The following is a 25,533-nucleotide window of genomic DNA, read 5'->3' on the forward strand; positions in this document are numbered from 1 at the left end:
GGAATGCAACGTATCACGGTCATGACCAGCGCCCAAATGGGTTTCAAATAAATCACGTTCTTGCGTTTTGCGGTCGCGCGGACGATGGCCGAGGTTAAGCACATCGAAATCGTGCAGAGTGACTTGAACTTGATACCTGATCTCAAGGTCTTCTTTGGCGGTGATCAGGGATTCCGAATTACGGGCGGCCAGTTGAATGGGATGTCCAAGCGCCGCGTAGCTGTGGGCAGTCGCAAGGGCGATATCGGAGCGCGCGCCAAGGATTAGGACCGGACCATTGCTCATAGTTTCAGCCTTTCTGATTGTACCGAGGCAAAGCCTTTGCGCCCATATATCCGGTTCCAATCCATGATCGAGTCCAGCGGGTAAAAGTAGCTGTTCCAGTTCACATAGCTGGTCGCGCTGCCACGTTGACCGTTCCAGTAATAAAGCGCGTTAAACGCCCGGACAGAATACTTGTTCAAACAAAAGCCCGGGAAGTTGAATGGAACCCTCAGTTTTTGGGCGGCAACGGAAGGGAAGGGGTTCGTGCTGTGCTTGCCGGGTAATTCATCCCACGTTGCACGTTTCCCCAGCATAACCAGAGACCGCCCCAAAGCGTCGCCAGTGCTTAGGCAATCGATCCATGCGACCGAATAGGTGGCATCGAGAGATCCCTCGAAAAGATCAATCGCCGCATCGAGGTTCTGCGCGACGTGGGTTGTTTGCCGGATCCAGCCGGTCTCCACGGGTCGCAGCCGCAATGCGACGCGTAGGATCACGCCTGTCAGGCCCATCCCGCCAATCGTCCACTCGAACAGCTCGGAATTCTCGTTGCGGGAACATCGCGTCACCGTACCATCGGCGATCATCACGTCGAGCCAGTCAATACAGTTCCCGAATGATCCATAGATATGGTGGTTCTTACCGTGCACATCGGCAGCCACCATCCCGCCCAAACTTACGAAACGGGTGCCCGGTGTCACCGCCGGAAACCAACCGCGGGGCAAGAAAGCTGCGATGATATCGGACAGCAAGACACCAGCTTCGGCAATCAACTGGCCGCTCTTGGGATCGAATGACAGCATGTGATTGAGCTTGCGCATTTCGATCGTATTGGTGCGGCTTAGCGCGCTGTCGCCATATGCGCGTCCGTTTCCTCTGGCGATGGCGTTTGATGCCATCACGGCCTGTCGCACCTCGTCTTCGTTGCGGGGTTTACTGATATCGCAGTCGACCACCGGGTAGTTTCCCCATCCAGAAAGCTTCATCTGGAAGCTCCGATCGAAAGCGAAGAATCGGTGAAGACAAACCGACGATCCAGATTGAATTTCACAACGTACCCAATCGCCAAACCCAGAACGGCCCCAAGCTCTCGCATGAGGTCGGTTTGCCAGATCAACCAGAATGCCGTTTCCATACCCCAGAAGATTGCGGTGGTGACAATCCCCATCGCGGTATAGGCCGAAAACTTCTTGCTGTGGTCGGACACGCCTGCACCCAGGTCGTAGAAGATCCAACGCTTGTCCAGAACGTACTTCAGCACCAGCCCTACTGCGGTTCCAACCAGAATCGCGGGGATCAACGCGTTATCGCCGATAGTGGCGAAAACGACCCGTTGTGCTCCAAGGTTGGCGAGCGTCGCGAGGACAGCAAAGAAGGAATAACGTAGAATGAGCGTTCGCAAACTCACAATACGGTGCCTCCTAACGCCAGCGCGGCAATCAACAGAAAGCGGATCTGCCTGTCGTTTGACAGCCGCCAGAGAGAAAAAGAGAAAGATCAAAATGCGAGCAGCAACATCGACAATACGGTTCCAATAGCAACCCCGCCTGCGACGATCCGTACGGTATAGAGACCGGCAAGCATACAAACACCAACAATAAGTTTGCGTTTCAGCGTGATGGAATATGCGGTGGTGATCCCGAAATAGATCAGCATCACCCCGAAGAACGCCAGATTGGTCAAGGCGGCCAGAAAAAAACCACCAAACAACAAGCCATCCAAAGCCCATGCGAAACCGGGATTGCACCCGACGCAAAGGGGCGATTGCGCTTTCGGGGATGCGCGCGATCGGCCTTGAGGTCCAGTAGATCATTTACGACATAGACGCTCGAAGCGATCAGACAAAAGGACATAAAGGCGAGCAGGCTGTCGCCGATTATCTCGGGCGCAAAATTTTGCGCGGCGATCATCGGCAGAAACACTAGGATACTCTTGAGCCATTGATGCGAGCGTAGCGCTTTGAGATGGGCCCTGCGTGAAACGGTACCGGTTATCAGATGTTCAATGGTGCAGCCTAGACGAGCCACTTTGCCACCTGCCGCATCCGAGGCGTTTACTGTGGCCGCCAGATCGGCGCTGCTGTCGCCAATATAGGCAAAGCCGTTCGCCCCATATTTTTTGTTGAAGAAAGCTGGCCTTGTTGCAGCCCTTCAGACTTACTTCCCCTTCCGAGCCGTAAACCTAATCTAACAGGCCGATAGGGGTCGCAATCTGGTCTGCGATGCGCTAGTCCGAGGCGGTCACCAATGCCACCTTCTTTCCCGCGTCGCGCCAGGATTTGATATAGTCCATGACTTCTCGATCGTAGGGCAAAGCATCGACCTGAACCTGACCTTTGTCTTGCAGAGCCGCTTTCAATGCGGCCTGACCTTTGATCAATGCAAGGGGCCTGCGAACAATGTGCTCGAGTCCTGCGAGAGTGCAGACCAGAAAGTTTCGTGCAGCATATCTGATGCGATCAGGGTTCCATCCAGATCGACAACCCGAACCGGATCGACAGACTAGGTTCCTTCGCTGTTCGAGAGAGCCGCCTGACTTGTCATCTAATCCGCCTCCGTCAAAAAGCGCCAATTGCCGGTGCACATATCTTCGAGATCAAGTTGTGCTTTGAAGCCAAGGATTGCCTTGGCTCGTTCGATTGCGGCGCAGGAGATCGCAGGATCACCATCGCGACGTTCCGTGATTTGATAAGCAATAGGGCGGCCAGACACCTGTTCATAGGTCTTGACGACATCCAATACACTGTAACCCATACCTGTCCCCAGATTGACACAGTGATTGCCAGTTTCACCGAACAATGCGTCAAGCGACAGAACATGACCCCGCGCCAGATCGAGGACGTGTATGTAATCGCGGATTCCTGTGCCGTCAGGGGTCGGGTAATCGCCGCCAAAGATCTTGAGCTCGATCATCTGTCCTAGCGCGACCTGCGCGATGACCGGCACCAGGTTGGTTGGCGGCTGGCTTGGGTCTTCGCCGATCAAGCCCGATGGATGTGCACCTACTGGGTTGAAATAGCGCAGGATGCCAATCCGCAGTTCGGGCGATGCATTGGCAAGGCTTGTTAGAAACTCCTCACCCACACATTTTGTCTGCGCATAGACGCTCTGAGGTGAGGCTGGAGTTTCCTCGGCGATGGGCATCGTTTCCGGGTTGCCGTAAATCGCTGCGCTGGATGAGAACACTATGTGCTTAACGTTATGCGCCTTCATTGCAGACGCAATGTTGTAGAGACCGATGCAATTCGTCTCAAAATAGCCCATCGGGTTGCTTTGACTCTCAGGTACGCTTTTGAGAGCGGCGAAATGTACGACCGCATCGAACCTACCGGCTGCAAATACCTGCGTTACCTCGGCGGCGTTTCGAATATCACAATCAAAAACGCGCGTGGGGTTTTCGGTGATCTTCGCCAGCCTGTCGGGTACGTCCCTGCGCGCATTTGCGAAGTTGTCCAGAATCCAGACGTCATAGCCAGCCTCGTTTAGGGCCACATAAGTGTGCGACCCGATGAAGCCTGCACCACCAGTCAACAGAACACGTTTTTTGTTGGCTTCAGTCATCGTCCACGGGTCCATTCCATAGTGCTGGGTCCCATGCGAACAAAGATTTGTAACGTCAAATAGACCATAAAGCTAATAGGCGCTTCGAATATCAAACGCAGAAGTTCCGCTATGGTCAGTGGTTGTTTGGTGTCATTGCGCATGAGTTCGGGGTATAGGCGGCGGATTTCTTCCACACCTGCATCCTGTCGGCGTCGGACACGGATAAGGTTGCGAAAGCCTTCGACCATGGGCCAGTGATATTTGGCAGGCACTTCGACCCGTTGGTCGGGTGAAAAGCTCAGCCGTACAAACGTATCATCCGAAATTATGTCAGGGAATTGCCCCCAACATTTCCTGCCTTCCGCGTTTACCGAGAAGACGCCGGCCCCAACGGCCCCCCCGCGCAGGAATGGCAGACGAACCCAGAAATCTGAATATCGACGCGTGACCCATGTTGTCGGCGGGGCTACCTGCAAAGTGCCCGTCGCGTAGAGCGGTCGCGGCTGATCCAGAACCGCGCGCAACTGTCCCAATAACTCCGGATCGCAGCGCACATCGGCATCCAGATAGATTGTCGAGCAACCTGTCTTGACCATGTCACCCTGATTGAATGCGTTGGGCTTGCCCGGCTCGTCGATTTTGAGCAGCACCAGCCGCCAGTTGCGATCCTCGAAACGTGCTCCATAGTTCGAGACAATCTCGACAGTCCGGTCAGTGCAGGCGTTTGCGGCGACTATGACCTCAACACGCCCAGCGGTTTGATCCTGTTGCAACAGAGCGTTCAGGCAGTCGCCGATATACCCCTCTTCATTATGGGCAGCGATATTGACGCTCAGGATGGCGTCTGGGTCAGTCGTGCTCCAATCCTCGCCGGACAATATGATTTGCTCGGAAGGCATCGCTACTTGTCGCCAAAAGGATCACGATAGACCCCGAGTTTTTGTTTGAGCAGTGCCCACAACACAGGTGGTTCGTGCACGACATACCGATGCCAACGCTGCCGTGGTTCTTTGACTAGACGATAGAGCCATTCGAATCCCCATTCGGTGATCCATGATGGTGGGCGCTGGAAGGTGCCCGCCTCATAGTCAATGGTTCCGCCCAACGGCAAAAACAGCCGTATGTTGGGCATTCGGTCGCGGTATTTCATGATAAACTTTTCCTGACGCCCACCGCCAAGGCCCACCAATAGAACACTCGCGCCGGAGTCGTTGATCCGTTCGATCATTCGATCGATTTCGGCGGGGTCGTTTTCATAATCAAAGGGCGGGGCATCTGTTCCCACAACAAACTGACGCCCTGTCTTGGCGTTTATGCGTTCGGCCGCGATGTCAGCGATCCCTGGCTTGCCGCCGCACAGGAACACGGTCACGTCCGGGTTGTCCTTGTGGTGCATATAGAATTTTGGAAAATAGTCTGACCCCGAGACCCGCTCAGACACCGGGGTTCCAAGAAATTTGGTTGCGAAATACAGAATCTGGCTGTCGCAAGTGATTACGTCGAACTTGTCGAAAATCTCAAGAAACTCGCGATCCTTTTGCAGCTTCATGATCATGTCGACGTGCAAGGTCAGGATCGTGCCTTCGTTGAAGTTCTTGACGAGATCGTCCATGGAAATGTCATGGACGTAGACATTCAGCACGTCGACCCGAGGATAATCGTGGCCAGTGGCCCCTTCGGTCATACCGATCGATGTTCCGTCAGCCATCACTCGACCTCTCCCATGTAATGATCCACCAACTGTTTCGTATGGCGGATGTTACCTGCGCTGGACGCTCCAAAAACCAGCGCTTCAACCCCCGGAAGGCCCGCGATCCACTCAATCGCTTCTTCGGCAGGGATGGCCCCAGACGCATAGACAGACATGGCGATGGCCCGGACCCGGCCTGATTTGAGCGCTTCGAGATAGGCATCATAACCGCCCGACATGCGAAAGCCGATCTTGTTGATGTTCGAACATATGATCGGGCGCTTGATACCTTCAGATTCCAGGGCCTGAAGCAACATCGGCATGTTCATCGTTATATAGGCGGGTTCGGCCCCGTGTTTTTCACGGATGTGATCGTCGAAAATGCGCAAGGCGCGGGTAAATCCCATCCCCAGCAGTAGATCAGTGAAAACGTTTTGAACGAAGATGACCGGGGTTTTTAGCCCGGCAAACATCTTCATCTCCATGTCGATCAGAACCTTTGCCATTCCATCGACTTCTTTTGTGGCCAGCGCTTTACCTCCGGCCAGTGCAGTCGAAAACAATCCGTCATCGGGCATAAACTGCCGCAAAGCGCCGATCATACCATGTTCGGTGACAGCATTTGCGTATTTGTGCGCATATGGCATGCATGGATAAAACGTGAAATCCGAGTATCGGGAGGGATTGGCCCGAACACGATCTGCAATCTCAGAGATCCTGTCGTGAGTGGTGCACATGAAGGTGCGCACGCCCGCATCATATGCGATATCCAGAACGTCCATGATCGCGTCGGTTTTCTGAAACCGCATTGCTTGGGCGCGGGCTTTTTCTTCGGACATGTGGTTGATGCCGAAGAACTGATTGTCGCCGAACAGCAGTTTATCCATGATCACGCTCCCGTCCGACGGAACCAGCCGCGCTTGGCCGGTTCGGCGGCGCGTGGTTTGGGAGGCTCGCCCACGGACGCACCGGTTTCGTTGTTGTGAATGATCATTGCCATAGTTCGGTCGGTTTCGACGCCAGACTGAAAGTCATTCTCGTGGGTTTTAGGAGCACCGTCCCGAATAGCGCTGATGAAAGCATCCAGTTGCGCCGAATATTCTTCACCTCGCAGGTAGAACCAGACCTCATCGGTCAACCCGGTGGTATAGCGGACGGTCCAACCAGCCTCGTACTCGGGTAATGCATCGACCGGTTGGCGCAGGTAAAGCTGGCATTCCTGACGATCCGCATTCACGCGCCCGTTGGTACCTATGACGCTGATTTTGGTCGACATCTTGCGATGACTTTCATCGCACCAGTTTACTGATAGCTGAGCTGTCGGTCCATCTGTCCAGCGCAGCGTACTAAATACCTCATCATCTACATCGGTCGAAAAGACTGAATTCATTGCCGAGCCGCTGACTGTGTCGGGGACACCGAAACACCAGTTCAACAGATTGATTGGATGTGCCGCATAGTCATAAAGGCATCCGCCACCCTCAGATTTTTTGGTGCGCCAGGTTTGACGTTTCGGACGTAACACGACAGGGCCGTAGGCTTCGGCCAACACATGCGTGACCGTTCCAAGGGCGCCACTTTGCAGAATACGATGCAGTTCCCGAAAGGCACCGACATAGCGATAATGATAGCCGACCTGGTTGATCAAGCCCTTTGCGCGTGCCACATCGGACAGCTGTTGCCCTTCTTCCCAGTCCAGGCAGAAGGGTTTTTCGCAGAAGACGTGTAAGCCTTTATCAAGTGCTGCCCGTACCATCGGCCCATGGGCGCGAGAGGGCGTGGCGATTACGACGGCGTCCAGCGCTTCGTCTGACAGCAATCTGTCATAATCCTTGTAGATTTTTGCGGTGGTGTTTTTGCTGAGAACATCCACCATGAATCCGCTGGCGTCACATGCAATGGTTTCTGTGTCAGGATGGGCGTTGACGAGCGCATAATGGGAAAGGCCCATCTTACCCAGGCCAACAACGGCAATTTTCAGATTCCTGTCCATGTATACATGGCCTTTTCAATCGGGAACAAAATACGAAGTACTAGATCGGTGCCAAACGAATAATTTGTGGCTACATTGCGCACCGACTGAACAAACGCCGAGATCGGCGAACATTTTCTATGATCTCCTACCTATAAAACTTAAATCAAACTTACTCTGAACATATCCATGGACCTTAAACAATTTCCCCGTAACTTCTTCAAGGCTGTTGGGTGAAGGGCCGTCCAATATTTGTCCAATCCTGACGTTAACCCTCTATTGTTTCCCCCTTAAATTGGCTCCAGAGGTCGCGTTATCAAAAAAATATTCAGGTCTATTGGACCGATATTAAGTCCCTTGACCGAATTCTGGCTATCTACCGATCCGGTTGTGCGATGGGTAGCGCGCGTTCCGGATCCGAATTGCCATGGGCTTTGGTCGCAAGGATCATCGCGCCGGTCAAAACGCAAAGGGCCCCAAATCCGCTATAGATCAAAAAAGCGGTCCAAATGGGCATGCCGCTAATAAGACCGATAAATCCGGCCAATGCACCGAGCAGAATTCCAGAGAAGATCAGTCCTGCACTCATCGAAGCGTCAACCTCTTTTCGGATATAGCGAGTCAGTCAAGTGACGATTTCTGACACTCAACACAGGAAAAGAGGCAAAATTATGCCTCAAGCAGAACATCGTGGCTTGCCCTGGGGTCAAGTGTTGCCTTTTTGGAAGTAGTAGCGGGGGAAAGTGACCATTTTCTTAATCGAATTGTAGCGTTTGACTCGAATCACGTGCAATGTGGCATTGCCACAGGGGTAAGGTCCGTCCAGCTCGTCAGACACATGGCGTCGAGGGAACGTGTGCGCAGGAATAGTATTAGGGAGAACTTGGCTTATGAGGCCCGTATTTACGCTGCTTTTTTCATTTATCGCCGGTGCATTGGTTGCCGTACCCGCACTCGCGCAAAGCAGCTATCGTATTCAGCCCGGAGATGTCCTCAGTATTAACGTATTGGAAGACTCAAGCCTGAACGATGAAGTGCTTGTTCTTCCTGATGGTCGGATAAACTTGCCCCTTGCCGGTCAGCTTGCAGTTGCCGGACGAAGCGTTGGTCAGGTCGAAGATTCTCTGGCCACCCAGCTTGAGCCAAATTTTGCATCGCGGCCCACTGTGACGGTGTCGATCGCTACCATCGGCGAAGCCGAAGATCCCGATCCGATTCTGGTTTACGCGGTGGGCGAAGCGGGTTCGCCAGGGCGCTACGAAGTGCCACCCGGTACGACACTGTTGCAGTTTTTTGCTGAAATGGGCGGATTCTCACGCTTTGCCGCGACCAAGCGCGTCATGTTGCGGCGTACCGATAAAGCAGGCAACGAACGGGTTTTCCGGTTCAACTACGATGCCATCTTGGACGGTACCGGACAGGGTGCGTCGACACGTCTGGTGGATGGTGATGTGGTCGTCGTACCGCAACGACGCTTGTTTGAATAATACGCGAAAGTTGGGGCAGTGACTAAAGACGAAAGGATCCACCGGTCAGGTGCGGTTGTCATAATTGCAGCGTCCTTGACCGCGAGCGGAGTACAAGGTCAGGAAATTCCGGTTGAGCCAGGTGGCCTGGAGCTGCGTTTTGGCATCGCCGAACGCTTTGAATATGGCCGCAACCTTGCGCTTGATGTACCTGATCCGGGAAACGGCTTCATTGCGTCAACGATACTGTCCTTTGGTCTCTCCAGCGAAACGCGCTCTCAAACGATTGAGCTGGATGCAGTCACCGGCCTGCGCTTGCAGGATCTGCCAGACAGGGAAGACAGTTTCGATATAGGCGATGCGCGTCTGGGTTTTGGATATACTCGCGAGGCTGCAAATGCTGGCTTGGAATTGGAAGCCGACTACTTGCGGTTTGACATCGGATTGCTGCGGTCATTGTCCGATTTCGAGGATGAGGATGGTTTTATTGTATTGCCTTCAGATTTCTCGGATCTGACGGGCGAAGGGACGCGCAGCGAATATTCCTATGGCTTTTCGTTCGATGGCGGGCGGCAGAATCTGGTAGGGTACAGCTTCGGTTTGGCCGGTTCAGGCCTACGATATACGGATGCGACAGATGCTGGGCTTGTGGATAACGACCAGATTGGTGGTGATGTTGGGTTGTCCCTCGCGTTATCGCCGGTCACAACGGTCAGTGTTGATTATGCGATCGAACGGTTTGAAGAAGATGACGATGAAGAGACCGAGCGCGATACCGATGCAGTGTCTTTGGGTCTGCGTCATGAATTTTCAGCTCTCACCCGACTTGAGGCCTCGATCGGATACACGGATATTGACGAACGACAGGTGATTTCTGGCGACTCCAGCGAATCCGGCCTAATCGGTAGCGTTGGAGTGGTACATGATGTTGCCAACGGCTCTGCATCTGCGCTTCTTGATACCAGCCGAACAATTTCCGGCCGTCTCGATCGATTCCTTCTGGGTCGTAGTTTTGCGGTGCCAGACGGGGACTTTGCTGCGACTTTAGGCGCGGCGCGGCGCCCCAGTGGCACGATTGATGCAATTGGTTCGCTCGCCTTTGACAGGGAGTATGGCCCAAACACTCTGCGTGTCCGTTTGAGTCGCGAAATCTTGTCTGATGACGAAGATGAATACTTCGCTGCGACGGTGATCGATGTGGGCTATATCTGGGGTCTGACACCATTTTCGCAGTTTTCGCTGCGTGCCCTCTATGCTGTTTCGGAAGCGACGGATTCATCGACTGGGGTAGAGTTTTCGGCGATCAGTGCGGTTTACAGTCATGATATTGGTCAGGATTGGAGCCTGAATACGGGTATCGACTATCGCGTACGCGATGAAGACGGCCTTGATCGCGCAACCAGCCCGCTGGTTTTCTTCGGTATCGGAAAGAGCTTTGTCTGGCGTCCATGATCTCTTCGTCGATAGATCGAGAGTGATGGAATCGATACACTAGGCTCAGTTGTAAACGACTAATTTATCAATTCTGTATCGTGAACAGTGGGCGCAGAGATGTTGGATTGTATTTTAATCGTGCACTCTGAATGTGAACAATCACACGTTGTGTCGATTTTGTGAAGTTTTTTGGTCACGCTGTTCGTTTTACATGTTATCAAACGTTATGTTGATTTTGGCGTGTGCGTCAAAAACTCTATGCTTCTCTGAAGCTGGTTCTGATGAGCCTAAGTATACTATGGAGTAGGATAACCAGTCGTCCGGATGCCAAAAGATGCCAACATTCAAGCGGATCAGAAACTGGCAGAAGATAGGACGCTAAGGTTCAATGTGCCTGCTTTGGCAGGCAGGGAATTTGACTATCTTCAAACGGTTCTGGCAAATGGGCATCTTGCAGGTGGTGATCAATTCACGGTTGCATGCGAAGCGCGTCTGCGTGAACTGACCGGCTCTCTCGAGGCATTCTTGGTTCACTCCTGTACCGGCGCGCTGGAGATGGCTGCAATTCTGTGCGATCTCGTGCCCGGGGACGAGGTCATTATGCCATCGTTCACTTTTGTATCCACGGCCAATGCAGTGGTGTTGCGTGGGGCAGTTCCGGTATTCGTTGATGTCGACCCTCGGACGCTCAATCTTGATCCCAGTGCCGTTGCTGCTGCTGTCACCAAACGCACCAAAGCAATTTTCGCCGTGCATTACGCGGGTGTGCCAGCAGATATGGTGTCGCTGGCCGAGATTGCGCGTAGCCACGGGTTAATTCTGGTCGAAGATGCGGCGCAAGCGCTGGGGTCGTCTTATTATGGACGTCCTTGTGGCAGCCTTGCTGACTTGGCAACTTTCAGTTTTCACGAAACAAAGAATATCACCTCGGGAGAGGGCGGTGCATTGACCGTCAATCGACCTGATCTTGTCGAGCGGGCTGATATCATTCGCGACAAAGGTACAAATCGCGCCCGGTTCCTCGAAGGCGCTGTCGATAAATATACCTGGGTCGATATCGGATCGTCATACACACCCTCCGAGCTTGTTGCCGCCATGCTATTCGCGCAGCTTGAGCAGGTTGAACGGGTGAGCGCAGATCGACTTACTACTTGCGACCGTTATCGCGCAGGGTTTGCCGATCTCGAGCGCATCGGACGGATTGAATTGCCAACCGTTCCCGAACATTGTCGCGGCAATGGGCATCTGTTCTTCTTGCTGCTCCGGGATGCTCAGGACCAGAAAGCCTTCATTGCTCATATGCGGGGACACGGAATAGAAACACCATTTCATTACGTCCCGCTTCATTCCACACCTGCTGGACGGCTTCATGGGCGCGTTTCGGGTAGCTTGGCGGTGACCGTTTCCGCATCGTCAAGATTGGTACGCCTACCACTGTATTTCGGAATGAATGTCGAAGTTGACCGAGTGATCGATGTGGCACGCCAATATCTGACAAACGGCGTAACTGCTCGGTTCAGTGCTCAGAATATTCGCTGTCTGCCTGAAAAGCTGGGTTGAAGCTCGAGTTCACTAAGCCGCGTGTTTCATCTTGCGCTTGGCTCGTTTACAGAGCCTATTGATTTCAAACATTTATATAGTCTGGAATTTCGATGGTTCAGGTGTCTTGCGTCGCAAATTATGACAGCAGCGAATGAAATTTTGTTATTCTCCAGCTAAAAAGCGCAGCGCGCGCCGGATGGTGGGCTGATTATGACGCAGAAGTATCCGGAAGGTGCACAGTGTTTTGCTAATCACTAGCCGGCTTCGGTTTGCGGGCTGGTTGATCTTTACGAGACGCCTACAGACGATATGGACCGCGTTGTGGTGCAGCCCGAGAGAATGGCTTTACCCTTGGAGTTCACCCGCAAGGGAAAGCAGCATTAGAAACACGTCTGAGGACGGCAGCTGTGGCGTTGGGTTTTTTGTCCAGTTGGCATGTCACGATTGCGGATGCCTGTTCGGCGGTGGGTGTGCCTTTTGTTTGCACCACGGAATATTCGCCTAAAACGGAGCGGCAAATCGCTGCGGCAGAACTGACCGGTGCACCGTTTCACCATGCCCGACGTTTATTGTGGCTCCGCGGTGAAGAACGTCGCCGACAGCAGCTGCTACGTCGATTGGCCGGTTTGCAATGCAGCGGGGCGCCGACTTATGACGTTTATGCGCAACACGTCCCATCGGCGGTTTTGTTCTTTGATAATCGCGTTCTGTCCAAGGATGTGATTTCGGTTGACGAGGTGACGGAGCGTTCAGCTGCACTACTTTCAGGCCGCCCACTTCGGCTGGCGTTTGGCGGGCGGCTGATCCCAATGAAAGGCGCTGCTGGGTTGCCCGAAGTTGCCGCTGAGCTGCGTCGACAGGACGTGCCTTTTGAGATGAGTATCGTCGGCAGCGGACCGCAGGAGGCAGAAATCGCCCGTGACATCCAGCGGTTGGGGCTACAGGACAAAGTGTCTCTGTTACCGCCGATGGATTTCCGTCACGGTTGGATTCCGTTCCTGCGTGAAAACGTGGATCTGTTTTTATGCACCCATGTTCAAGGCGATCCTTCAAGCACTTACCCAGAGGTGATGTCTTGCGGGATTCCCATCGTCGGATACGATAACGAGGCGTTTTCAGGGGTGCTGACGCGCTCTGACGGCGGCTGGTCTGTGCCGGTGGGCAAACCGGCCAAGATGGCTGAGGTCGTTGCGGGTCTGCACGAAAATCGAGAAGACATTCTGAGCAAAGCCTGCAATGCGGCACGCTTTGCAGCCGAGCATTCGTTTGAAAAGACCTTCCTGCGGCGCGTCGAACATCTGCGCGAGGTTAGTCGCCTTCCGTGACCCCAGGGGCAGTGCCTACCTCAATCAGTCGCCGGCGCCAACACCCACATAACTGTCAAAGCCTGCATTCAGTACCATCGCTGACGAGTAGATGTTGCGCAGATCGACCATTCGAGCGGATTTCATCGTCTCGGCCAATTCGCTCAGGTTGAGGGCGCGGAATTCGTTCCATTCGGTCAGTAGAACCACCGCATCTGCATCTTTAGCGGCTTCATATGGATCGTCCATCCAGCTGACGCCGGGCAGCAGTGCTTCCCCCTCTGACCGGCCTTGAGGGTCGACCACACGTACACGCGCACCACCGCCGATCAAAGCAGGAACGATGGTCAGCGAAGGTGCATCGCGCATGTCATCAGTATTGGGTTTGAAAGTAACTCCAAGGACGGCAACCGTCTTGCCGTTGAAGCTGTCGTCGCAGACGTCGCGGATTTTGTCGATCATCCGCTTTTTCACTTCATCATTCACACGCATGACAGTTTCGGTAATCTGCATCGGATAAGCGTGATCCTGACCGATCCGAGCCAGAGCGGCGGTGTCTTTCGGGAAGCACGAACCGCCATAGCCCGGACCGGCGTGCAGAAACTTGTTACCGATGCGCCCATCCAGACCAATCCCGCGTGCGACTTCTTTGACGTCGCCTCCGGCGCGTTCACAGAGGCCCGCGATCTCATTGATGAAGGTGATCTTGGTCGCAAGAAAGGCGTTGGCTGCGTATTTGATCATCTCGGCACTTTCCAGATCGGTCGTCAGGATCGGGAAGTCACGCAGGTAGAGAGGGCGATAGATCTCAGCCATCACCTCGGCGGCGCGTTCGCTTTCGACGCCGACAACCACGCGGTCCGGACGCATGAAATCATCAATCGCAGCGCCTTCACGCAGGAATTCGGGGTTCGAGGCGACGTCGAACTCGGCTTTTGGATTGGCCGCGGCAACCACCGAATGCACCTTGCGGTTAGTGCCAACCGGGACGGTCGATTTGGTGACGACGACGGTGTAGTCGGTGATGGCTTGCGCGATTTCTTCCGCCGCAGCCATGACATAGGTCAGGTCCGCGTGCCCGTCACCTCGCCGTGTCGGAGTGCCTACAGCGATGAAAACCGCATCGGCACCATCGACAGCGCTGACCAGATCTGTGGTGAAACTCAAACGTCCGGCAGCCACGTTTTTGGCCATCAACACATCAAGACCGGGCTCGTAGATCGGCACCTCTCCGGACTGCAGCATCTCGATCTTGCGTTCGGATTTGTCGACGCAGATCACATCATGGCCGAAATCGGAAAAGCACACACCCGAAACCAGACCGACATAGCCGGTGCCAATCATTGCAATACGCATTCTTCGAATCCCTTTCCTTGACGAGCTGCCGCCCGGCACATCCTATCGTGTTCGCGAACCCGACGGATATTCAAAACCGTTCTTTCGTTGAGACCGAATAAGCGCTTAGCGGGGCGGTATTCAAGGTGATATTGCCTTGGTCATCGACGATTGCGCCAACTGTCGCCAAAAATGGCGAAGGATGGCTGATGGTTTTACCGGCGTATGAGGTGGACGAGCGTAAGACCCTAACCAGCCAATAGGGCTGGATTGGATTTCTGATCACTCGGTGACAGCCCGAACTTGCGCGAATACTCGCGGCTGAACTGCGTCGGGCTTTCGTATCCTACTTCATACGCCGCTGAAGCGACCGAAGTGTTTCCCGATTGAAGCAACCGCCGCGCCTCAAGCAGGCGCAGGTCCTTTTGATATTGCAACGGTGTCGTCGAGGTTACGGTTTTGAAATGTTCATGAAAGGCCGACAAGCTCATCCCAGATTCAAGCGCCAGATCAGCGACCGGGATGCTGGTTTTGTAGTTGCGCCGGATCAGAGCGATCGTCTTTGAGATGCGGCTGGCAGGGCTTTCATGCCGCAACAGCTGGCGCAGCATCCCTCCGTGGCGGGCGCGCAGCAAGCGGAAATGTATCTCCTTCAGAACCAGCGGTGCCAGGGCGTGGGCTTCAACCGGGTCGTGTGAAAGGCGGTAAAGGCGTGCGACCGCATCAATCAACGCCTGATCTGAGGCGGCGACATTCAGCGTCTGAACGTCTCCATCTTCGAAGTCTCCGATCTCATCCACCAGGCTACGGACGAGGGCGAGATCCAGCTTCAAAGCCAGCGCGGCATAGGGTTCATCGGCGCTGGCCTTGATGACGGCGGCTTCGACGGGTACCGCATGGCTGACGATCAGCGTATCGCCCGCACTGTAACGGATCACACGTCCGCCAATATATGCCTCTTTCGCACCCTGCAGGACCAGGCACATGATCGGTTCGTAGAATCCGGCGGCGCATTCGGTAGTTTCGTGATTGCAGAACGCAAACAACCCTTCAACGCCTGTCTTGCACCCGAAGCCCATTGCGCCTTTCGAACGCACCTGTTCGAATACGTCTGCCACCAGACTTTTTGATACCATCGAGAACCCTCCTGTCCTTTGGAAATATAGAGGTTTCACACGGTCTGAAAACAATCTTCCGCCGCTTGTCGGAGGAATAGGCAGATCATTCGGAGGATAAGGCAGCGCAATCGCCTCTCAGCACACTACCCTTATGCAAGGCCAAAGGCAGGAGGGTGGCATGTACAATCAGGCGATTGAGAAAGGTGGCCTTGCCGTTGTGACCGGTGCTGCCAGTGGTGTTGGTCTTGCAGCGGCTGAACGCTTCGCGCAATCGGGTCTCAGCGTCTTGCTTGCGGATCTGCCCGGAGAAGCGTTGGAGCAGGCAACATCGCAGCTCGAAGCTATCGCGACAGGTGGCGCGCAGGTGCAAGCGGTTCCAACGGATGTCAGTGATGTAGATGCCGTGCAAAATCTGGCCGACGCTGCTTATGCAGTCGGCGAGGTGGCTGTGTTGATGAACAACGCTGGTATCGCTCGACCCAGCGGCAGTTGGGATCACCCTGATGCCTGGCGCAAGCTGATCGAAGTTAATCTGTTTGGCGTCATCAACGGGGTTCAGGCTTTTCTGCCGCGTATGGTCGAAGCTGGACGCCCGGCCGTTGTGATCAACACCGGATCGAAACAAGGCATCACCACACCGCCCGGCAACCCGGCCTATAATGTTTCAAAGGCCGGGGTTAAGGTTTTGACCGAGATGCTGGCGCACGATCTGCGTGAGGCTAACGCGCCCATCTCGGCTCATCTCTTTGTGCCGGGTTTCACTTATACCGGCATGATTGCGCGGCATATCCCCGAGAAGCCTGCCGCAGCCTGGACCTCGGAGCAAACCATAGATCATCTTATCGCGCGGGTGTCCGAAGGCGATTTCTACATCCTGTGCCCGGACAATGACGTCTCGTCCGAGCGGGACAAGCGCCGGGTGTCCTGGGCTTTGGGCGATATCCTTGAGAACCGTCCTGCCTTGTCACGCTGGCACCCGGATTATGCGGATGCCTTCTCTGAATACGAACAATCAAACTAACCACTCGCCAAAAGGGAGACCTTGAAGCCATGGCAATCGAACTGAAATTGAATGGTCAAACGCATAGCGTCGAGGCCGAACCGGGCACCCCGCTCCTGTGGGTGATCCGGGACGAGTTGAAGCTGACCGGTACCAAATTCGGCTGCGGTGTCGCATCCTGCGGAGCGTGCACCGTGCATATGAATGGCGAACCGGTCCGGTCTTGTCAGACCTATATCGAAGATGTCGAAGACGCAGAAATCACCACCATCGAGGTGATGGAGCAGGACAAGATCGGTGCTGCCGTGCAGCAGGCGTGGCTTGAGCTGGACGTGGTCCAGTGCGGTTATTGTCAGTCCGGACAGATCATGAATGCAGTGGGCCTGCTGCGCGAGAATGCCAAGCCCACGGCTGAAGAGGTCGATAATTACATGCACGGCAACGCCTGCCGCTGCGCCACCTATCAACGCATCCGCGCCGGTGTTCTGCGCGCATCCGAGATTCTGGAGGCCTGAGTCCATGACAGCTAAACTTTCCCGCCGCGGATTCCTTAAAACAGCCGCTGCAGCCGGTGCAGTTCTGTATGTTGGGGCAAACGCAGATGGTGCCATGGCCGCATCCGGTCAGGCCGACGCGATGCTGAATCCCTTCGTCAAGATCGACAGCAATGGCAATGTCATTGCGATCGTGAAGCATTTTGAAAAAGGGCAGGGGCCCGCCACCGGCCTGACCTCGTTGATTGCCGAGGAACTGGGCGTCACCATGGATCAGATCGACTATGAGTTCGCCCCGTCTGATCCGACCGTCTACAACAACACTCTGTTTGGTCCGTTCCAAGGCACGGGCGGATCCACTGCGATCGCGAACTCCTGGGTGCAATACCGCACTGCCGGTGCGAATGCGCGTGAGATGCTGATCAAAGCCGCAGCCGAGACCTGGGGTGTCGAGCCATCGTCCTTGGATATTCAGGAGGGTTTGATCACCGGGGCAGGCAAATCCGCGCCTTTGGGTGAATTCGTTGCTGCCGCTGCTGCTATCGCACCGTCCGAGACGCCGCGTTTGCGTGATCCGTCCGAATGGAAGATCATCGGCAATGCTGAGACCCGCCGAAAGGACAGCCCGATCAAGGTCAACGGCACCGCGAAATTCGCGATGGACGTGCATTTGGACAACCAGATGGTTGTGATGGTCAAGCGCACACCTCAACGCGGGGGCACCGTCGCCGGTTTTGATGACAACGCGGCCAAAGAGGTCAAAGGCTTCATCATGGCCCAGACCCTGCCCACCAAGCATGGTGTCGCTGTCTATGCAGAAAACACATGGGCTGCCATGCAGGCACGTGAAGCGCTAGAGGTCGATTGGGATCTATCCGCTGCCGAGAACCGCTCGTCGCAGGAAATCCGCGATGAGATCATGGCCGCGCTGGATGCCGCTCCGACCTACAATGTCAACAAGGCCGATCAGGCTGCGGTCGCAGCTGCTGTGGATGGGGCCACCACTGTAGTGGAGAAGACCTTCTACTTCCCGCTGCTCGCGCATGCCCCGATGGAACCTTTGAATTGCACGATTGAGCAGACCGCTGACGGTGACATCGTGCTGCATGATGGTGCGCAGATGCCGACAGGGCCGCACATGGCCTATCAGCAGATTTTCGAGCTGCCCGCAGAGAAAATTCACATCAACACCATGCTGGCCGGTGGCTCATTCGGGCGCCGCGCGACGCCCGATGCAGATTACCAGGTCGAGGCCGCGCTGGCCTTTGTGCTGACCGACCGGTCACGCCCGGTCAAATTGGTCTGGGACCGCGAAGACGATATCCGGGGCGGCTACTACCGACCGGCCTTTGGGCATAAAGTGCGAGTGGGTCTGGACGAAACCGGCGCCATAGTAGGTTGGTTGCATCAGGTTGCCGGTCAGCCCGTTGTGAAGGGTACTCCGTTTGAGGCCGCTTTGGTGCATGACGGAATTGACCACTCAAGCATCGAGGGTCTTGCGGACAGCCCGTATGCCATCCCCGGTATGGCGGTGGGTCTGTCCGATACGGAAAAAGCAACCTCGGTTCTGTGGTGGCGCTCGGTCGGGCATACTCACACTGGCTATGTCATGGAGGTCATGATGGACATGGCAGCCAAGGCCGTTGGGCAAGACCCGGTCGCATTCCGACTGGCCTATCTGAACGGTGATGACAAGGACCAGGTGCGCAAAGCGGGTGTTCTGAAACTGGCGGCCGAGAAAGGCAATTGGGGCAACCCGGAACCGGGCAATGTTCAGGGTGTTGCTGTGCACAAATCGTTCGGGTCTTACGTGGCCGAGGTGGTCGAGATCTCTGGCAACCTTGAAGACGGTATTCGCATTGAAAAGATCACTGCTGCGGTTGATTGTGGTATCGCGGTCAACCCGGATGTTGTCAGGGCCCAGATCGAAGGCGGTATCGGCTATGGCATCGGTCACGCGATGAGGGATCAAATCACTCTGGATGGTGGCGCAGTCGAGCAGTCCAACTTCCCGGACTACGAGCCCCTGAGGATCTCGGACATCCAGTCGATTGAGACCCATATCATCCCGTCAGCCGAGGCCCCGACGGGTGTCGGAGAACCCGGAACGCCCCCTGCTGCTCCGGCCCTGGCAAATGCTATCGCTGAACTGGATCTGCGAGTCGCAGAGCTGCCGATGAACGAAAATGGGGTCGCGTTCGTTTAATCAAAGACAGCTGTATCGTGGGGGTCGGCCTGCGGTACAGCTTATCTAGCGGCTTTCATATCTCTTTGTTTGGCCTTCCGAATCCGTTGATTGATCACTGTTTCTTACTGCGCCGGATGGTTATATTCCGTTTGTAGAAGCGCTTTTGTTAACACGTGCCTAACACTTGCGTGAGATTTTGGCGTTGCAGCAAAGTAACCTTTGCGCTGTTGACCGTCTCACTCCAATACTGCACTACCTGTCGTCATTTGCGGAGCTTTCATGCGGATTAGCGTTGGCGTTGCTGTTTCAATGCTGGTTGCCGTGTCCATCGGAGTATCGACGTTCCTCGTCCACTCCCTTTGGTGGACGACGGCGCGTGATAACAGCCGTATGCTCGCAGCGGAGATCAACAGCCAAATCGCGAATACGGTCCGCATCGAGGTCGGTGTGACCCTCCAATCGGCCGAGGCCGCCTGGGCTGCCGTACGGACGATCTTCGTTCAAAACGTCATCGAGACTCGGCAGGCGGACAAGCGCGAGTTCGTCTTTCTGTCGCAATTGCAGGCGCAGCCCAACATATCGTGGATCTTCTTCGGGTGGCCTGACGGGAATTTCTTCGCATCGCACCGTCTTGGCGACGGCGGGCTTGAGATGATCGAGATCGACAAGAACATCCGGGACCGGATGTTGCGAAAGGATCGCTATATATTCATTCCCGGCGACATCCAGTTCGAAGAGCGGAGCTTTGCCGAGACAACTTATGACCCGCGCAATCATGCCTGGTTCGGAAACTTCATAGGTCTGCAATCGCAAGGCTGGATCGAAGCGCGTGACCTGCCGGGCAGTGAAAAGACCGTTTATGCCTTTGCGGGCCCGATCGACGTCAACCGGAGGCGGCAGGGTGTTCTGGCCGTCGCGATCGAGACAGACCGGCTGTCGCGCTTTCTGGCGACGCTCCATCCCGGGGAGTTTGGGGCGGCCTTCATCCTCGATGCCGATGGCAAGGTGATTGCCATTCCCGACGCAGAGGCGGATGAGACAACCCCGGCGCGCATGGGCGAAGGGGAGTTATACGAAGTCGCCATGATCTCGGGCGAGAAACTGCTGGGCAACCCGGATGAAAACACACCGGGCAGCCAGACAACGCGGGTCGTGATCGATGGCGTGCCCTACGCGGTGGCTCTGACGCCGCTGGGGTTCTATGGCTGGCGCGTGGCAACCGTTATTCCGGAAGCGGCCTTCCTGTCGGGAATCGATAAAACCCTGATCAACCTGATCTATATCCTGATCGGCGTTGTGGTTGTTGCAACCGGGCTGGCAATCTGGCTGGTCCGAAGGGTTGTCGCAAACCCATTAGCACGTATTGCCGAGGACTTGAGTAAGATCGAGCGGTTTGATGTCGAACGTATCTCGCGCAGACCCTCCAGACTGTCCGAGTTGGCAAACCTGTCCGCAGCCACGGCCAGCATGGCGGCGGGTCTGTCGGCTTTCAGAAAATATGTGCCCACTGATCTGGTTCGGATGCTGGTTGCTGAAGGTATCAAGACCGAGCCCGGGGGTGACATCAAACCCATCTCGGTTCTGTTCTGTGACGTTACCGGATTTACCGGCCTGTCCGAGAAACTCGGCCCTCAGATCGTTGAGTTGATGGAGCCCTTTTTCAGCGCAGCCTCGGCAGCGATTGCGCGCCATGATGGCACCATTGACAAGTTCATGGGTGATGCCGTGATGGCGTTCTGGGGCGCACCCCGCAAGGATGCCTGCCATGCCGAAAATGCCTGCTGCGCGGCGCTGGATCTTGTCGCCAAAGTCGAGGCGGCGGGCATCAAGGATGAGGCGGGTAACCCTCTGCGGGTTCGGATTGGATTGAATAGCGGTGAGGCACTGGTCGGAAACATCGGGTCCGAGCAGCGGCTGAACTACACCGCGATTGGCGATGTGGTGAATGTCGCCAGTCGTTTGGAGGGAGCGAACAAGGAATACGGCACCATGATCCTGATTGGCCCCGAGACCCGGCGCGAGGCTGGCGATACAATCATCGTGCGCGAGCTGGATACGCTGACGGTGTTTGGGCGCAGTGAAGAACTTGTGGTTTATGAGCTGATCGCAATGTCCGATGATTTTGACGGATCATTGGCGTGGATCGAAGCGTATGAACAGGGACTGGAAGATTACCGGGCACGGCGGTTTGAGCAGGCCGTTGAAGCATTTGAAACCGCCGACCGGGCGCGAAACGGAGACCCGGCCTCGGTCGCGATGGGCGCGCGTGCCAAGGCCTTGTTGGATTCCCCCCCCGCACAGGACTGGCGTCCTGTTACCAACACGGAAAAGAACTGAAGCAAACGGTGTCGGCAGGATTATCTTAGTACCGGTACGGATCTGAGCCTGTTCTTGGCAAAATCTATGAAGGCGCGGGTCTTTGCGGGGGCTCGTCGCCCCTCGACATGGACCAGATGGACGGGCAGTGGGGACGGTTCGTAGGCATCCAGCACCGATTGCAATGTGCCGGCCTCAAGGTCCGGTCCGATCTGGTAGGATAACACCCGACAGAGGCCCCATCCCTGACGCGCCACCGAAATCGCTGCTGCGACACTGCTTACCATGAGCCGGGGTTTGATGCGCACTGTCTCTTGCAGATCAGCGCCGAACCGCCAATCGGTCACCGGGCTAACGCCGGCAGCAGACACGATCTGGTGTGATTGCAGATCGGATGGGGTTTTCGGGGAGCCGTGCACCTGGAAATAGGAAGGTGCACCGCAAATGACCCGGCGCACATGACCGACCCGGACGGCGGTTAATCCAGAGGACGGCAGCTCACCAATCCGTACAGCCAGATCGATGCCTTCTTCGACCAGATCCACCACGCGATCAAGCATCAGGACATCAGCGGTCATACCTGGATGCTGATCAAGAAAATCTGTCAGAATGGGTGCTACATGAATGCGCCCGAATTCATTCGGGCAGGTGATGCGCAGTTGGCCCACCGGGTTTGAAGCGGCACCTCGGGCGGCGTCGTCGGCGGCCTGCAACTGCGCCAGAATGTGCCTTGCGTCTTCCAAATAGGCTTGCCCGACCTCAGTCAGGCGCACCCGGCGGGTTGTGCGGGTGAACAGACGTGCGCCCAGCCGTTCTTCAAGCGCATTGACCCCGCGTGTGGCCGAGGGCGCACTGAGGCCCAATTTGCGCGCGCCGCCTGCAAAGCTTTCAGCATCGGCAACAGCGATGAACATCTCTAGGGTTTGAAGACGATCCATTACCATCAAAATCCAAAATAATGACTTTCCAAAGCAGTATATTCCTTTGATTGGCGACGTAAACTAGCTGTTTGGCAACCTGTTCACACCAAAATGGATTGGATCATGAGCACAGAACCCCCACGCCAACCCGTCCCGCCCTTTACCGAGGAAACCGCCAAGCAGAAGGTTCGCTTGGCCGAGGATGGCTGGAATGGTCGTAACCCGGCCAAGGTTGCGCTGGCCTATACGCCGGACACCGTTTGGCGCAACCGCGCAGAATTCCCGAAGGGGCGCGAACAGGTTCAGGAGTTTCTGACCCGCAAGTGGAACAAGGAACTGGATTACCGCCTGATCAAAGAGCTGTGGGCTTATTCGGGTAACAGGATCGCGGTGCGCTATGCCTATGAATACCACGATGACAGCGGCAACTGGTTTCGTGCCTATGGGAACGAGAATTGGGAGTTCGACGCCAATGGTTACATGGCTCATCGCCATGCATCGATCAACGAGCTTCCCATCGCCGAAGAAGACCGCAAATTCCGCTGGCCTCTGGGTCGTCGCCCTGACGATCACCCGGGTCTCAGCGACCTTGGACTTTAACCAGAACAGGATACTACGATGACACCTATCAAACTCTACCGTAATGCCAAATCAGGCCATTGCCACCGGGTTGAACTGATGCTGGCGCTGTTGGGCCTGCCTTATGAAACTATTGACCTCGACATGGCCAATGGTGCGCATAAAGCACCGGACTATCTGAAGATCAGCCCGTTTGGCCTGGTGCCTGCGATTGACGATGGCGGCTATACCCTGGCGGATTCCAACGCGATCCTCGTGTATCTGGTTCAAACATATGCGGCGGGAGCGCATTGGATGCCTACGGATGCAAAAATCGCAGCCGAGGTTCAGCGCTGGCTGACTGTTGCAGCGGACAATGTCTATTCCGGCCCTTGCGCCGCGCGTCTTGTCAAGGTGTTCGGTGCGCCGTTGGATCACGACGCGGCGGTGGCCAAGGCCCATGCCTTGTTCAAGGTGATGGAGGCACATTTGGCTGGCCGTGACTGGCTGGCTGCCGATACGATCACCATCGCGGATGTGGCAGGCTACAGCTATATCGCGCATGCCCCCGAAGGAGGTGTGGATCTGACGCCTTATCCTAACATTCGCAATTGGCTGGCCCGGATTGAATCGCAGCCCGGTTTCGTCGGCATGGCGACCTCGCCCATCCCTGAACTTGCTTGACGCGTTGAGGCCGGTGCCAAGGCACTGGCCTCTTATTCCCGGAGGATCGGTGAAATGAACCAGAAAACCGCAGACACTCCCTTTCATGCAGGAGAACGCGCCGCGCAAGAGCGTGCAGGCGTTGGCGATATCTCGAAATGGGCTGGTGGGTTCATCCGGGATTACATGCCCGAACAACATCGGGAATTCTACGCCTCGCTGCCGTTTCTGGTCTTGTCCGGCCAGGATTTGACCGGCTCGACATGGATTACCCTGATTGATGGGCCCGAGGGTTTCATCCGCTCGCCAGACCCACAAGGCCTGACCTTGGGCACCATAGCCCAAGCGCAAGATCCTATGTTCAGTGCCTTTGCGGCAGGAACGGATGTGGGACTTATCGGGATCGAACTCTCCAACCGTCGGCGCAATCGGCTCAGCGGTCATCTGCGCCGATCCGATGGCGGCTATGCTATCGATATCCGGCAGACCTTCGGCAATTGCCCGCAATATATCCACGAGCGCGTCTGGCGGCGCGTCGAAAACCAACCGGGCGAAGCCCGGCATTCAGCAATATTGACCCCGGATCAGATCGCCCTGATTGCCAGGTCCGAAACGATGTTTATCGGGTCCGGGCATCAGCAAGGGGCGGACAAGCCTTCGCGTGGCTTTGATGCATCGCACCGTGGTGGTGCGCCCGGGTTTGTTCAGGTCAAAGGCCCGCAGCGCCTGCGGATACCGGATTACGCGGGGAACAATTTCTTCAATACGATTGGCAATCTAATCGCCGATCCGCGGATCGGGCTGGTCTTTGTCGATTTCGAAACCGGCAGCTTGCTGCATATTACCGGTCGCGCAAGTATCGATTGGCACCCGACCGACGCCAATGATGATGACGCATGGCGGATGATCGACGTCACAGTCAAGGCCGTCATCGAGCGCCCGAATGCATTGGCTCTGCGTTGGTCGAAGCAAGATCAGACCCGCCGGTTCACGGTCACACGACGTGTTCCCGAGGCTCAGGGCATCACGTCTTTCCACCTGAGCCCGTCTGACGGCAAACCGGTCTGGCCGTTCGTCGCTGGGCAGCATCTGCCCATATCCGTCGAAATCCCCGGCCAGCCTGAGGCGGTGAAGCGCAGCTATTCATTATCCGGCGATCCGAGTGCCGCGGACAGTTATCGACTGACGATCAAACGAGAGCCCAAAGGCTTGGTTTCGCGTTTCTTGCACGATGATTTGGCCGAGGGGGCCGAGATCATCGCGTCCGAACCTTCTGGTGATTTCATCGCTCCCTCAGGTGATCAGCCATTGGTTTTGGTCAGTGCAGGGGTTGGGATGACGCCAATGATGGCAATGCTACACGGAGATTTTGCCGACGGGCATGATCGACCGTTGTGGTTTGTGCATGGTGCCAGAAATAGTTCTGAACATGCGCTGCGAAAAGAGACCGGGCAACTGGTTGATCAATTGCCGAATGCGCAGGCGCTGATCTTCTATAGTCAGCCAGATGCGACCGACATTCTCGGTAGTGACTATCAGGTTCATGGACGTATCACGCCGCAAACGCTTGTGGATCTGAACGCCGGGCCGGATGCGCTCTATCTGCTGTGCGGACCGGGGCCGTTCCTGTCGGAGATCAAGACCGGGTTGGAGGCGCTGGGCATTCCAGCGCAGAACATCCAGTTCGAAGTATTCGGGCCAACAGGGCAAAGCACGTAACCTTGTCG

Annotated in this window: 26 protein-coding genes; 12 read left to right on the forward strand and 14 right to left on the reverse strand. The window is 55.6% G+C overall.

Features of this window, described 5'->3' with window-relative positions:
• The first annotated feature begins 84 nt into the window (after positions 1-84).
• Positions 85-267 (forward strand): hypothetical protein, encoded by a 183-nt coding sequence (locus ACR3EM_RS19780; protein ID WP_480472352.1) that lies wholly within the window; start codon positions 85-87, stop codon positions 265-267.
• A 14-nt stretch (positions 268-281) separates the two neighbouring features.
• Here ACR3EM_RS19780 and ACR3EM_RS19785 read toward each other — a convergent pair whose 3' ends face one another.
• The 11 genes from ACR3EM_RS19785 to ACR3EM_RS19835 all read right to left on the reverse strand — a co-directional run bounded on the left by ACR3EM_RS19785 (position 282) and on the right by ACR3EM_RS19835 (position 8,057).
• A complete protein-coding gene (locus ACR3EM_RS19785; protein WP_480472354.1) occupies positions 282-1,250 on the reverse strand; it encodes an FAD-binding oxidoreductase in 969 nt (322 codons plus the stop codon).
• Positions 1,247-1,672, reverse strand: coding sequence for a GtrA family protein (locus ACR3EM_RS19790; protein WP_480472356.1), 426 nt, complete (start codon positions 1,670-1,672; stop codon positions 1,247-1,249). The genes ACR3EM_RS19785 and ACR3EM_RS19790 overlap by 4 nt, the downstream gene beginning before the upstream one ends.
• Before the next feature lie 89 nt (positions 1,673-1,761).
• Positions 1,762-1,974, reverse strand: a complete 213-nt coding sequence (locus ACR3EM_RS19795; RefSeq protein WP_480472358.1) for a hypothetical protein — start codon at positions 1,972-1,974, stop codon at positions 1,762-1,764.
• Positions 1,944-2,174 (reverse strand): UbiA family prenyltransferase, encoded by a 231-nt coding sequence (locus ACR3EM_RS19800; RefSeq protein WP_480472360.1) that lies wholly within the window; start codon positions 2,172-2,174, stop codon positions 1,944-1,946. The genes ACR3EM_RS19795 and ACR3EM_RS19800 overlap by 31 nt, the downstream gene beginning before the upstream one ends.
• Positions 2,175-2,490: 316 nt before the next feature.
• Positions 2,491-2,643 carry a hypothetical protein gene (locus ACR3EM_RS19805; RefSeq protein ID WP_480472362.1) on the reverse strand — a complete coding sequence of 51 codons (153 nt, stop codon included), beginning with the start codon at positions 2,641-2,643 and terminating at the stop codon, positions 2,491-2,493.
• Between the two features lie 164 nt (positions 2,644-2,807).
• Positions 2,808-3,824, reverse strand: coding sequence for a UDP-glucose 4-epimerase GalE (gene galE / locus ACR3EM_RS19810; protein ID WP_480472364.1), 1,017 nt, complete (start codon positions 3,822-3,824; stop codon positions 2,808-2,810).
• Positions 3,821-4,705: a glycosyltransferase family 2 protein gene (locus ACR3EM_RS19815; RefSeq protein WP_480472366.1), complete on the reverse strand. Its 885-nt coding sequence runs from the start codon at positions 4,703-4,705 to the stop codon at positions 3,821-3,823. The genes galE and ACR3EM_RS19815 overlap by 4 nt, the downstream gene beginning before the upstream one ends.
• A gap of 2 nt (positions 4,706-4,707) precedes the next feature.
• Entirely contained in the window at positions 4,708-5,514 is an 807-nt protein-coding gene (locus ACR3EM_RS19820) for a WecB/TagA/CpsF family glycosyltransferase (protein WP_480472368.1), read from the reverse strand.
• Complete coding sequence (locus ACR3EM_RS19825; RefSeq protein WP_480472370.1) at positions 5,514-6,383, reverse strand: hypothetical protein; 870 nt, start codon at positions 6,381-6,383, stop codon at positions 5,514-5,516. Before ACR3EM_RS19825 ends, ACR3EM_RS19820 begins: the two co-directional genes overlap by 1 nt.
• 2 nt (positions 6,384-6,385) lie before the next feature.
• Positions 6,386-7,489 carry a Gfo/Idh/MocA family protein gene (locus tag ACR3EM_RS19830; protein WP_480472372.1) on the reverse strand — a complete coding sequence of 368 codons (1,104 nt, stop codon included), beginning with the start codon at positions 7,487-7,489 and terminating at the stop codon, positions 6,386-6,388.
• Positions 7,490-7,844: 355 nt separating this feature from the next.
• Complete coding sequence (locus ACR3EM_RS19835) at positions 7,845-8,057, reverse strand: hypothetical protein (protein ID WP_480472374.1); 213 nt, start codon at positions 8,055-8,057, stop codon at positions 7,845-7,847.
• Between the two features lie 301 nt (positions 8,058-8,358).
• Here ACR3EM_RS19835 and ACR3EM_RS19840 point away from each other — a divergent pair, with 301 nt between their 5' ends.
• The 4 genes from ACR3EM_RS19840 (at position 8,359) to ACR3EM_RS19855 (ending at position 13,235) form a co-directional block, all read left to right on the forward strand.
• Positions 8,359-8,955, forward strand: coding sequence for a polysaccharide biosynthesis/export family protein (locus tag ACR3EM_RS19840; RefSeq protein WP_480472376.1), 597 nt, complete (start codon positions 8,359-8,361; stop codon positions 8,953-8,955).
• Between the two features lie 75 nt (positions 8,956-9,030).
• Positions 9,031-10,386, forward strand: a complete 1,356-nt coding sequence (locus ACR3EM_RS19845) for a hypothetical protein (RefSeq protein ID WP_480472378.1) — start codon at positions 9,031-9,033, stop codon at positions 10,384-10,386.
• Positions 10,387-10,692: 306 nt separating this feature from the next.
• Positions 10,693-11,928, forward strand: a complete 1,236-nt coding sequence (gene rffA / locus ACR3EM_RS19850) for a dTDP-4-amino-4,6-dideoxygalactose transaminase (RefSeq protein WP_480472380.1) — start codon at positions 10,693-10,695, stop codon at positions 11,926-11,928.
• 389 nt (positions 11,929-12,317) lie between these two features.
• Complete coding sequence (locus tag ACR3EM_RS19855; protein WP_480472382.1) at positions 12,318-13,235, forward strand: glycosyltransferase; 918 nt, start codon at positions 12,318-12,320, stop codon at positions 13,233-13,235.
• Between the two features lie 24 nt (positions 13,236-13,259).
• Here ACR3EM_RS19855 and ACR3EM_RS19860 read toward each other — a convergent pair whose 3' ends face one another.
• Entirely contained in the window at positions 13,260-14,570 is a 1,311-nt protein-coding gene (locus ACR3EM_RS19860) for a UDP-glucose dehydrogenase family protein (RefSeq protein ID WP_480472384.1), read from the reverse strand.
• A 227-nt stretch (positions 14,571-14,797) separates the two neighbouring features.
• Entirely contained in the window at positions 14,798-15,685 is an 888-nt protein-coding gene (locus ACR3EM_RS19865; protein ID WP_480472386.1) for an AraC family transcriptional regulator, read from the reverse strand.
• Positions 15,686-15,845: 160 nt separating this feature from the next.
• Between ACR3EM_RS19865 and ACR3EM_RS19870 the strand changes: the two genes are divergently transcribed.
• The 4 genes from ACR3EM_RS19870 to ACR3EM_RS19885 all read left to right on the forward strand — a co-directional run bounded on the left by ACR3EM_RS19870 (position 15,846) and on the right by ACR3EM_RS19885 (position 21,686).
• Entirely contained in the window at positions 15,846-16,688 is an 843-nt protein-coding gene (locus ACR3EM_RS19870) for an SDR family NAD(P)-dependent oxidoreductase (RefSeq protein ID WP_480472388.1), read from the forward strand.
• Between the two features lie 29 nt (positions 16,689-16,717).
• Positions 16,718-17,182: a (2Fe-2S)-binding protein gene (locus tag ACR3EM_RS19875; protein WP_480472390.1), complete on the forward strand. Its 465-nt coding sequence runs from the start codon at positions 16,718-16,720 to the stop codon at positions 17,180-17,182.
• 4 nt (positions 17,183-17,186) lie between these two features.
• Positions 17,187-19,367, forward strand: coding sequence for a molybdopterin cofactor-binding domain-containing protein (locus tag ACR3EM_RS19880; protein WP_480472392.1), 2,181 nt, complete (start codon positions 17,187-17,189; stop codon positions 19,365-19,367).
• Positions 19,368-19,628: 261 nt separating this feature from the next.
• Positions 19,629-21,686: an adenylate/guanylate cyclase domain-containing protein gene (locus tag ACR3EM_RS19885; RefSeq protein WP_480472394.1), complete on the forward strand. Its 2,058-nt coding sequence runs from the start codon at positions 19,629-19,631 to the stop codon at positions 21,684-21,686.
• Between the two features lie 20 nt (positions 21,687-21,706).
• Here the strand turns inward: ACR3EM_RS19885 and ACR3EM_RS19890 are convergent, their stop codons facing one another.
• A complete protein-coding gene (locus tag ACR3EM_RS19890) occupies positions 21,707-22,603 on the reverse strand; it encodes a LysR family transcriptional regulator (RefSeq protein ID WP_480472396.1) in 897 nt (298 codons plus the stop codon).
• Between the two features lie 105 nt (positions 22,604-22,708).
• On the opposite strand from ACR3EM_RS19890, the gene ACR3EM_RS19895 reads away from it, so the two are divergent.
• Genes ACR3EM_RS19895 through ACR3EM_RS19905 form a run of 3 tightly spaced genes read left to right on the forward strand, consistent with a single transcriptional unit; the run spans position 22,709 to position 25,525 of the window.
• On the forward strand, positions 22,709-23,185 hold the full coding sequence (locus tag ACR3EM_RS19895; protein WP_480472398.1) for a nuclear transport factor 2 family protein: 477 nt from the start codon (positions 22,709-22,711) through the stop codon (positions 23,183-23,185).
• Between the two features lie 18 nt (positions 23,186-23,203).
• Positions 23,204-23,827: a glutathione S-transferase family protein gene (locus tag ACR3EM_RS19900; protein ID WP_480472400.1), complete on the forward strand. Its 624-nt coding sequence runs from the start codon at positions 23,204-23,206 to the stop codon at positions 23,825-23,827.
• 54 nt (positions 23,828-23,881) lie between these two features.
• Positions 23,882-25,525: an FAD-binding oxidoreductase gene (locus tag ACR3EM_RS19905; protein WP_480472402.1), complete on the forward strand. Its 1,644-nt coding sequence runs from the start codon at positions 23,882-23,884 to the stop codon at positions 25,523-25,525.
• The last annotated feature ends 8 nt before the right edge of the window (positions 25,526-25,533 follow it).

It is taken from the genome of Ruegeria sp. AH3, from assembly GCF_056536265.1.

What these genes read in the sequence shown, in the direction of transcription:
- ACR3EM_RS19780 (WP_480472352.1), top strand. Translation starts at nt 85, where the DNA reads ATGGCCGAGGTTAAGCACATCGAAATCGTGCAGAGTGACTTGAACTTG.
- ACR3EM_RS19785 (WP_480472354.1), bottom strand. Translation starts at nt 1,250, where the DNA reads ATGAAGCTTTCTGGATGGGGAAACTACCCGGTGGTCGACTGCGATATC.
- ACR3EM_RS19800 (WP_480472360.1), bottom strand. Translation starts at nt 2,174, where the DNA reads ATGATCGCCGCGCAAAATTTTGCGCCCGAGATAATCGGCGACAGCCTG.
- galE (WP_480472364.1), bottom strand. Translation starts at nt 3,824, where the DNA reads ATGACTGAAGCCAACAAAAAACGTGTTCTGTTGACTGGTGGTGCAGGC.
- ACR3EM_RS19815 (WP_480472366.1), bottom strand. Translation starts at nt 4,705, where the DNA reads ATGCCTTCCGAGCAAATCATATTGTCCGGCGAGGATTGGAGCACGACT.
- ACR3EM_RS19820 (WP_480472368.1), bottom strand. Translation starts at nt 5,514, where the DNA reads ATGGCTGACGGAACATCGATCGGTATGACCGAAGGGGCCACTGGCCAC.
- ACR3EM_RS19825 (WP_480472370.1), bottom strand. Translation starts at nt 6,383, where the DNA reads ATGGATAAACTGCTGTTCGGCGACAATCAGTTCTTCGGCATCAACCAC.
- ACR3EM_RS19830 (WP_480472372.1), bottom strand. Translation starts at nt 7,489, where the DNA reads ATGGACAGGAATCTGAAAATTGCCGTTGTTGGCCTGGGTAAGATGGGC.
- ACR3EM_RS19835 (WP_480472374.1), bottom strand. Translation starts at nt 8,057, where the DNA reads ATGAGTGCAGGACTGATCTTCTCTGGAATTCTGCTCGGTGCATTGGCC.
- ACR3EM_RS19840 (WP_480472376.1), top strand. Translation starts at nt 8,359, where the DNA reads ATGAGGCCCGTATTTACGCTGCTTTTTTCATTTATCGCCGGTGCATTG.
- rffA (WP_480472380.1), top strand. Translation starts at nt 10,693, where the DNA reads ATGCCAAAAGATGCCAACATTCAAGCGGATCAGAAACTGGCAGAAGAT.
- ACR3EM_RS19860 (WP_480472384.1), bottom strand. Translation starts at nt 14,570, where the DNA reads ATGCGTATTGCAATGATTGGCACCGGCTATGTCGGTCTGGTTTCGGGT.
- ACR3EM_RS19865 (WP_480472386.1), bottom strand. Translation starts at nt 15,685, where the DNA reads ATGGTATCAAAAAGTCTGGTGGCAGACGTATTCGAACAGGTGCGTTCG.
- ACR3EM_RS19870 (WP_480472388.1), top strand. Translation starts at nt 15,846, where the DNA reads ATGTACAATCAGGCGATTGAGAAAGGTGGCCTTGCCGTTGTGACCGGT.
- ACR3EM_RS19875 (WP_480472390.1), top strand. Translation starts at nt 16,718, where the DNA reads ATGGCAATCGAACTGAAATTGAATGGTCAAACGCATAGCGTCGAGGCC.
- ACR3EM_RS19880 (WP_480472392.1), top strand. Translation starts at nt 17,187, where the DNA reads ATGACAGCTAAACTTTCCCGCCGCGGATTCCTTAAAACAGCCGCTGCA.
- ACR3EM_RS19885 (WP_480472394.1), top strand. Translation starts at nt 19,629, where the DNA reads ATGCGGATTAGCGTTGGCGTTGCTGTTTCAATGCTGGTTGCCGTGTCC.
- ACR3EM_RS19890 (WP_480472396.1), bottom strand. Translation starts at nt 22,603, where the DNA reads ATGGATCGTCTTCAAACCCTAGAGATGTTCATCGCTGTTGCCGATGCT.
- ACR3EM_RS19895 (WP_480472398.1), top strand. Translation starts at nt 22,709, where the DNA reads ATGAGCACAGAACCCCCACGCCAACCCGTCCCGCCCTTTACCGAGGAA.
- ACR3EM_RS19900 (WP_480472400.1), top strand. Translation starts at nt 23,204, where the DNA reads ATGACACCTATCAAACTCTACCGTAATGCCAAATCAGGCCATTGCCAC.
- ACR3EM_RS19905 (WP_480472402.1), top strand. Translation starts at nt 23,882, where the DNA reads ATGAACCAGAAAACCGCAGACACTCCCTTTCATGCAGGAGAACGCGCC.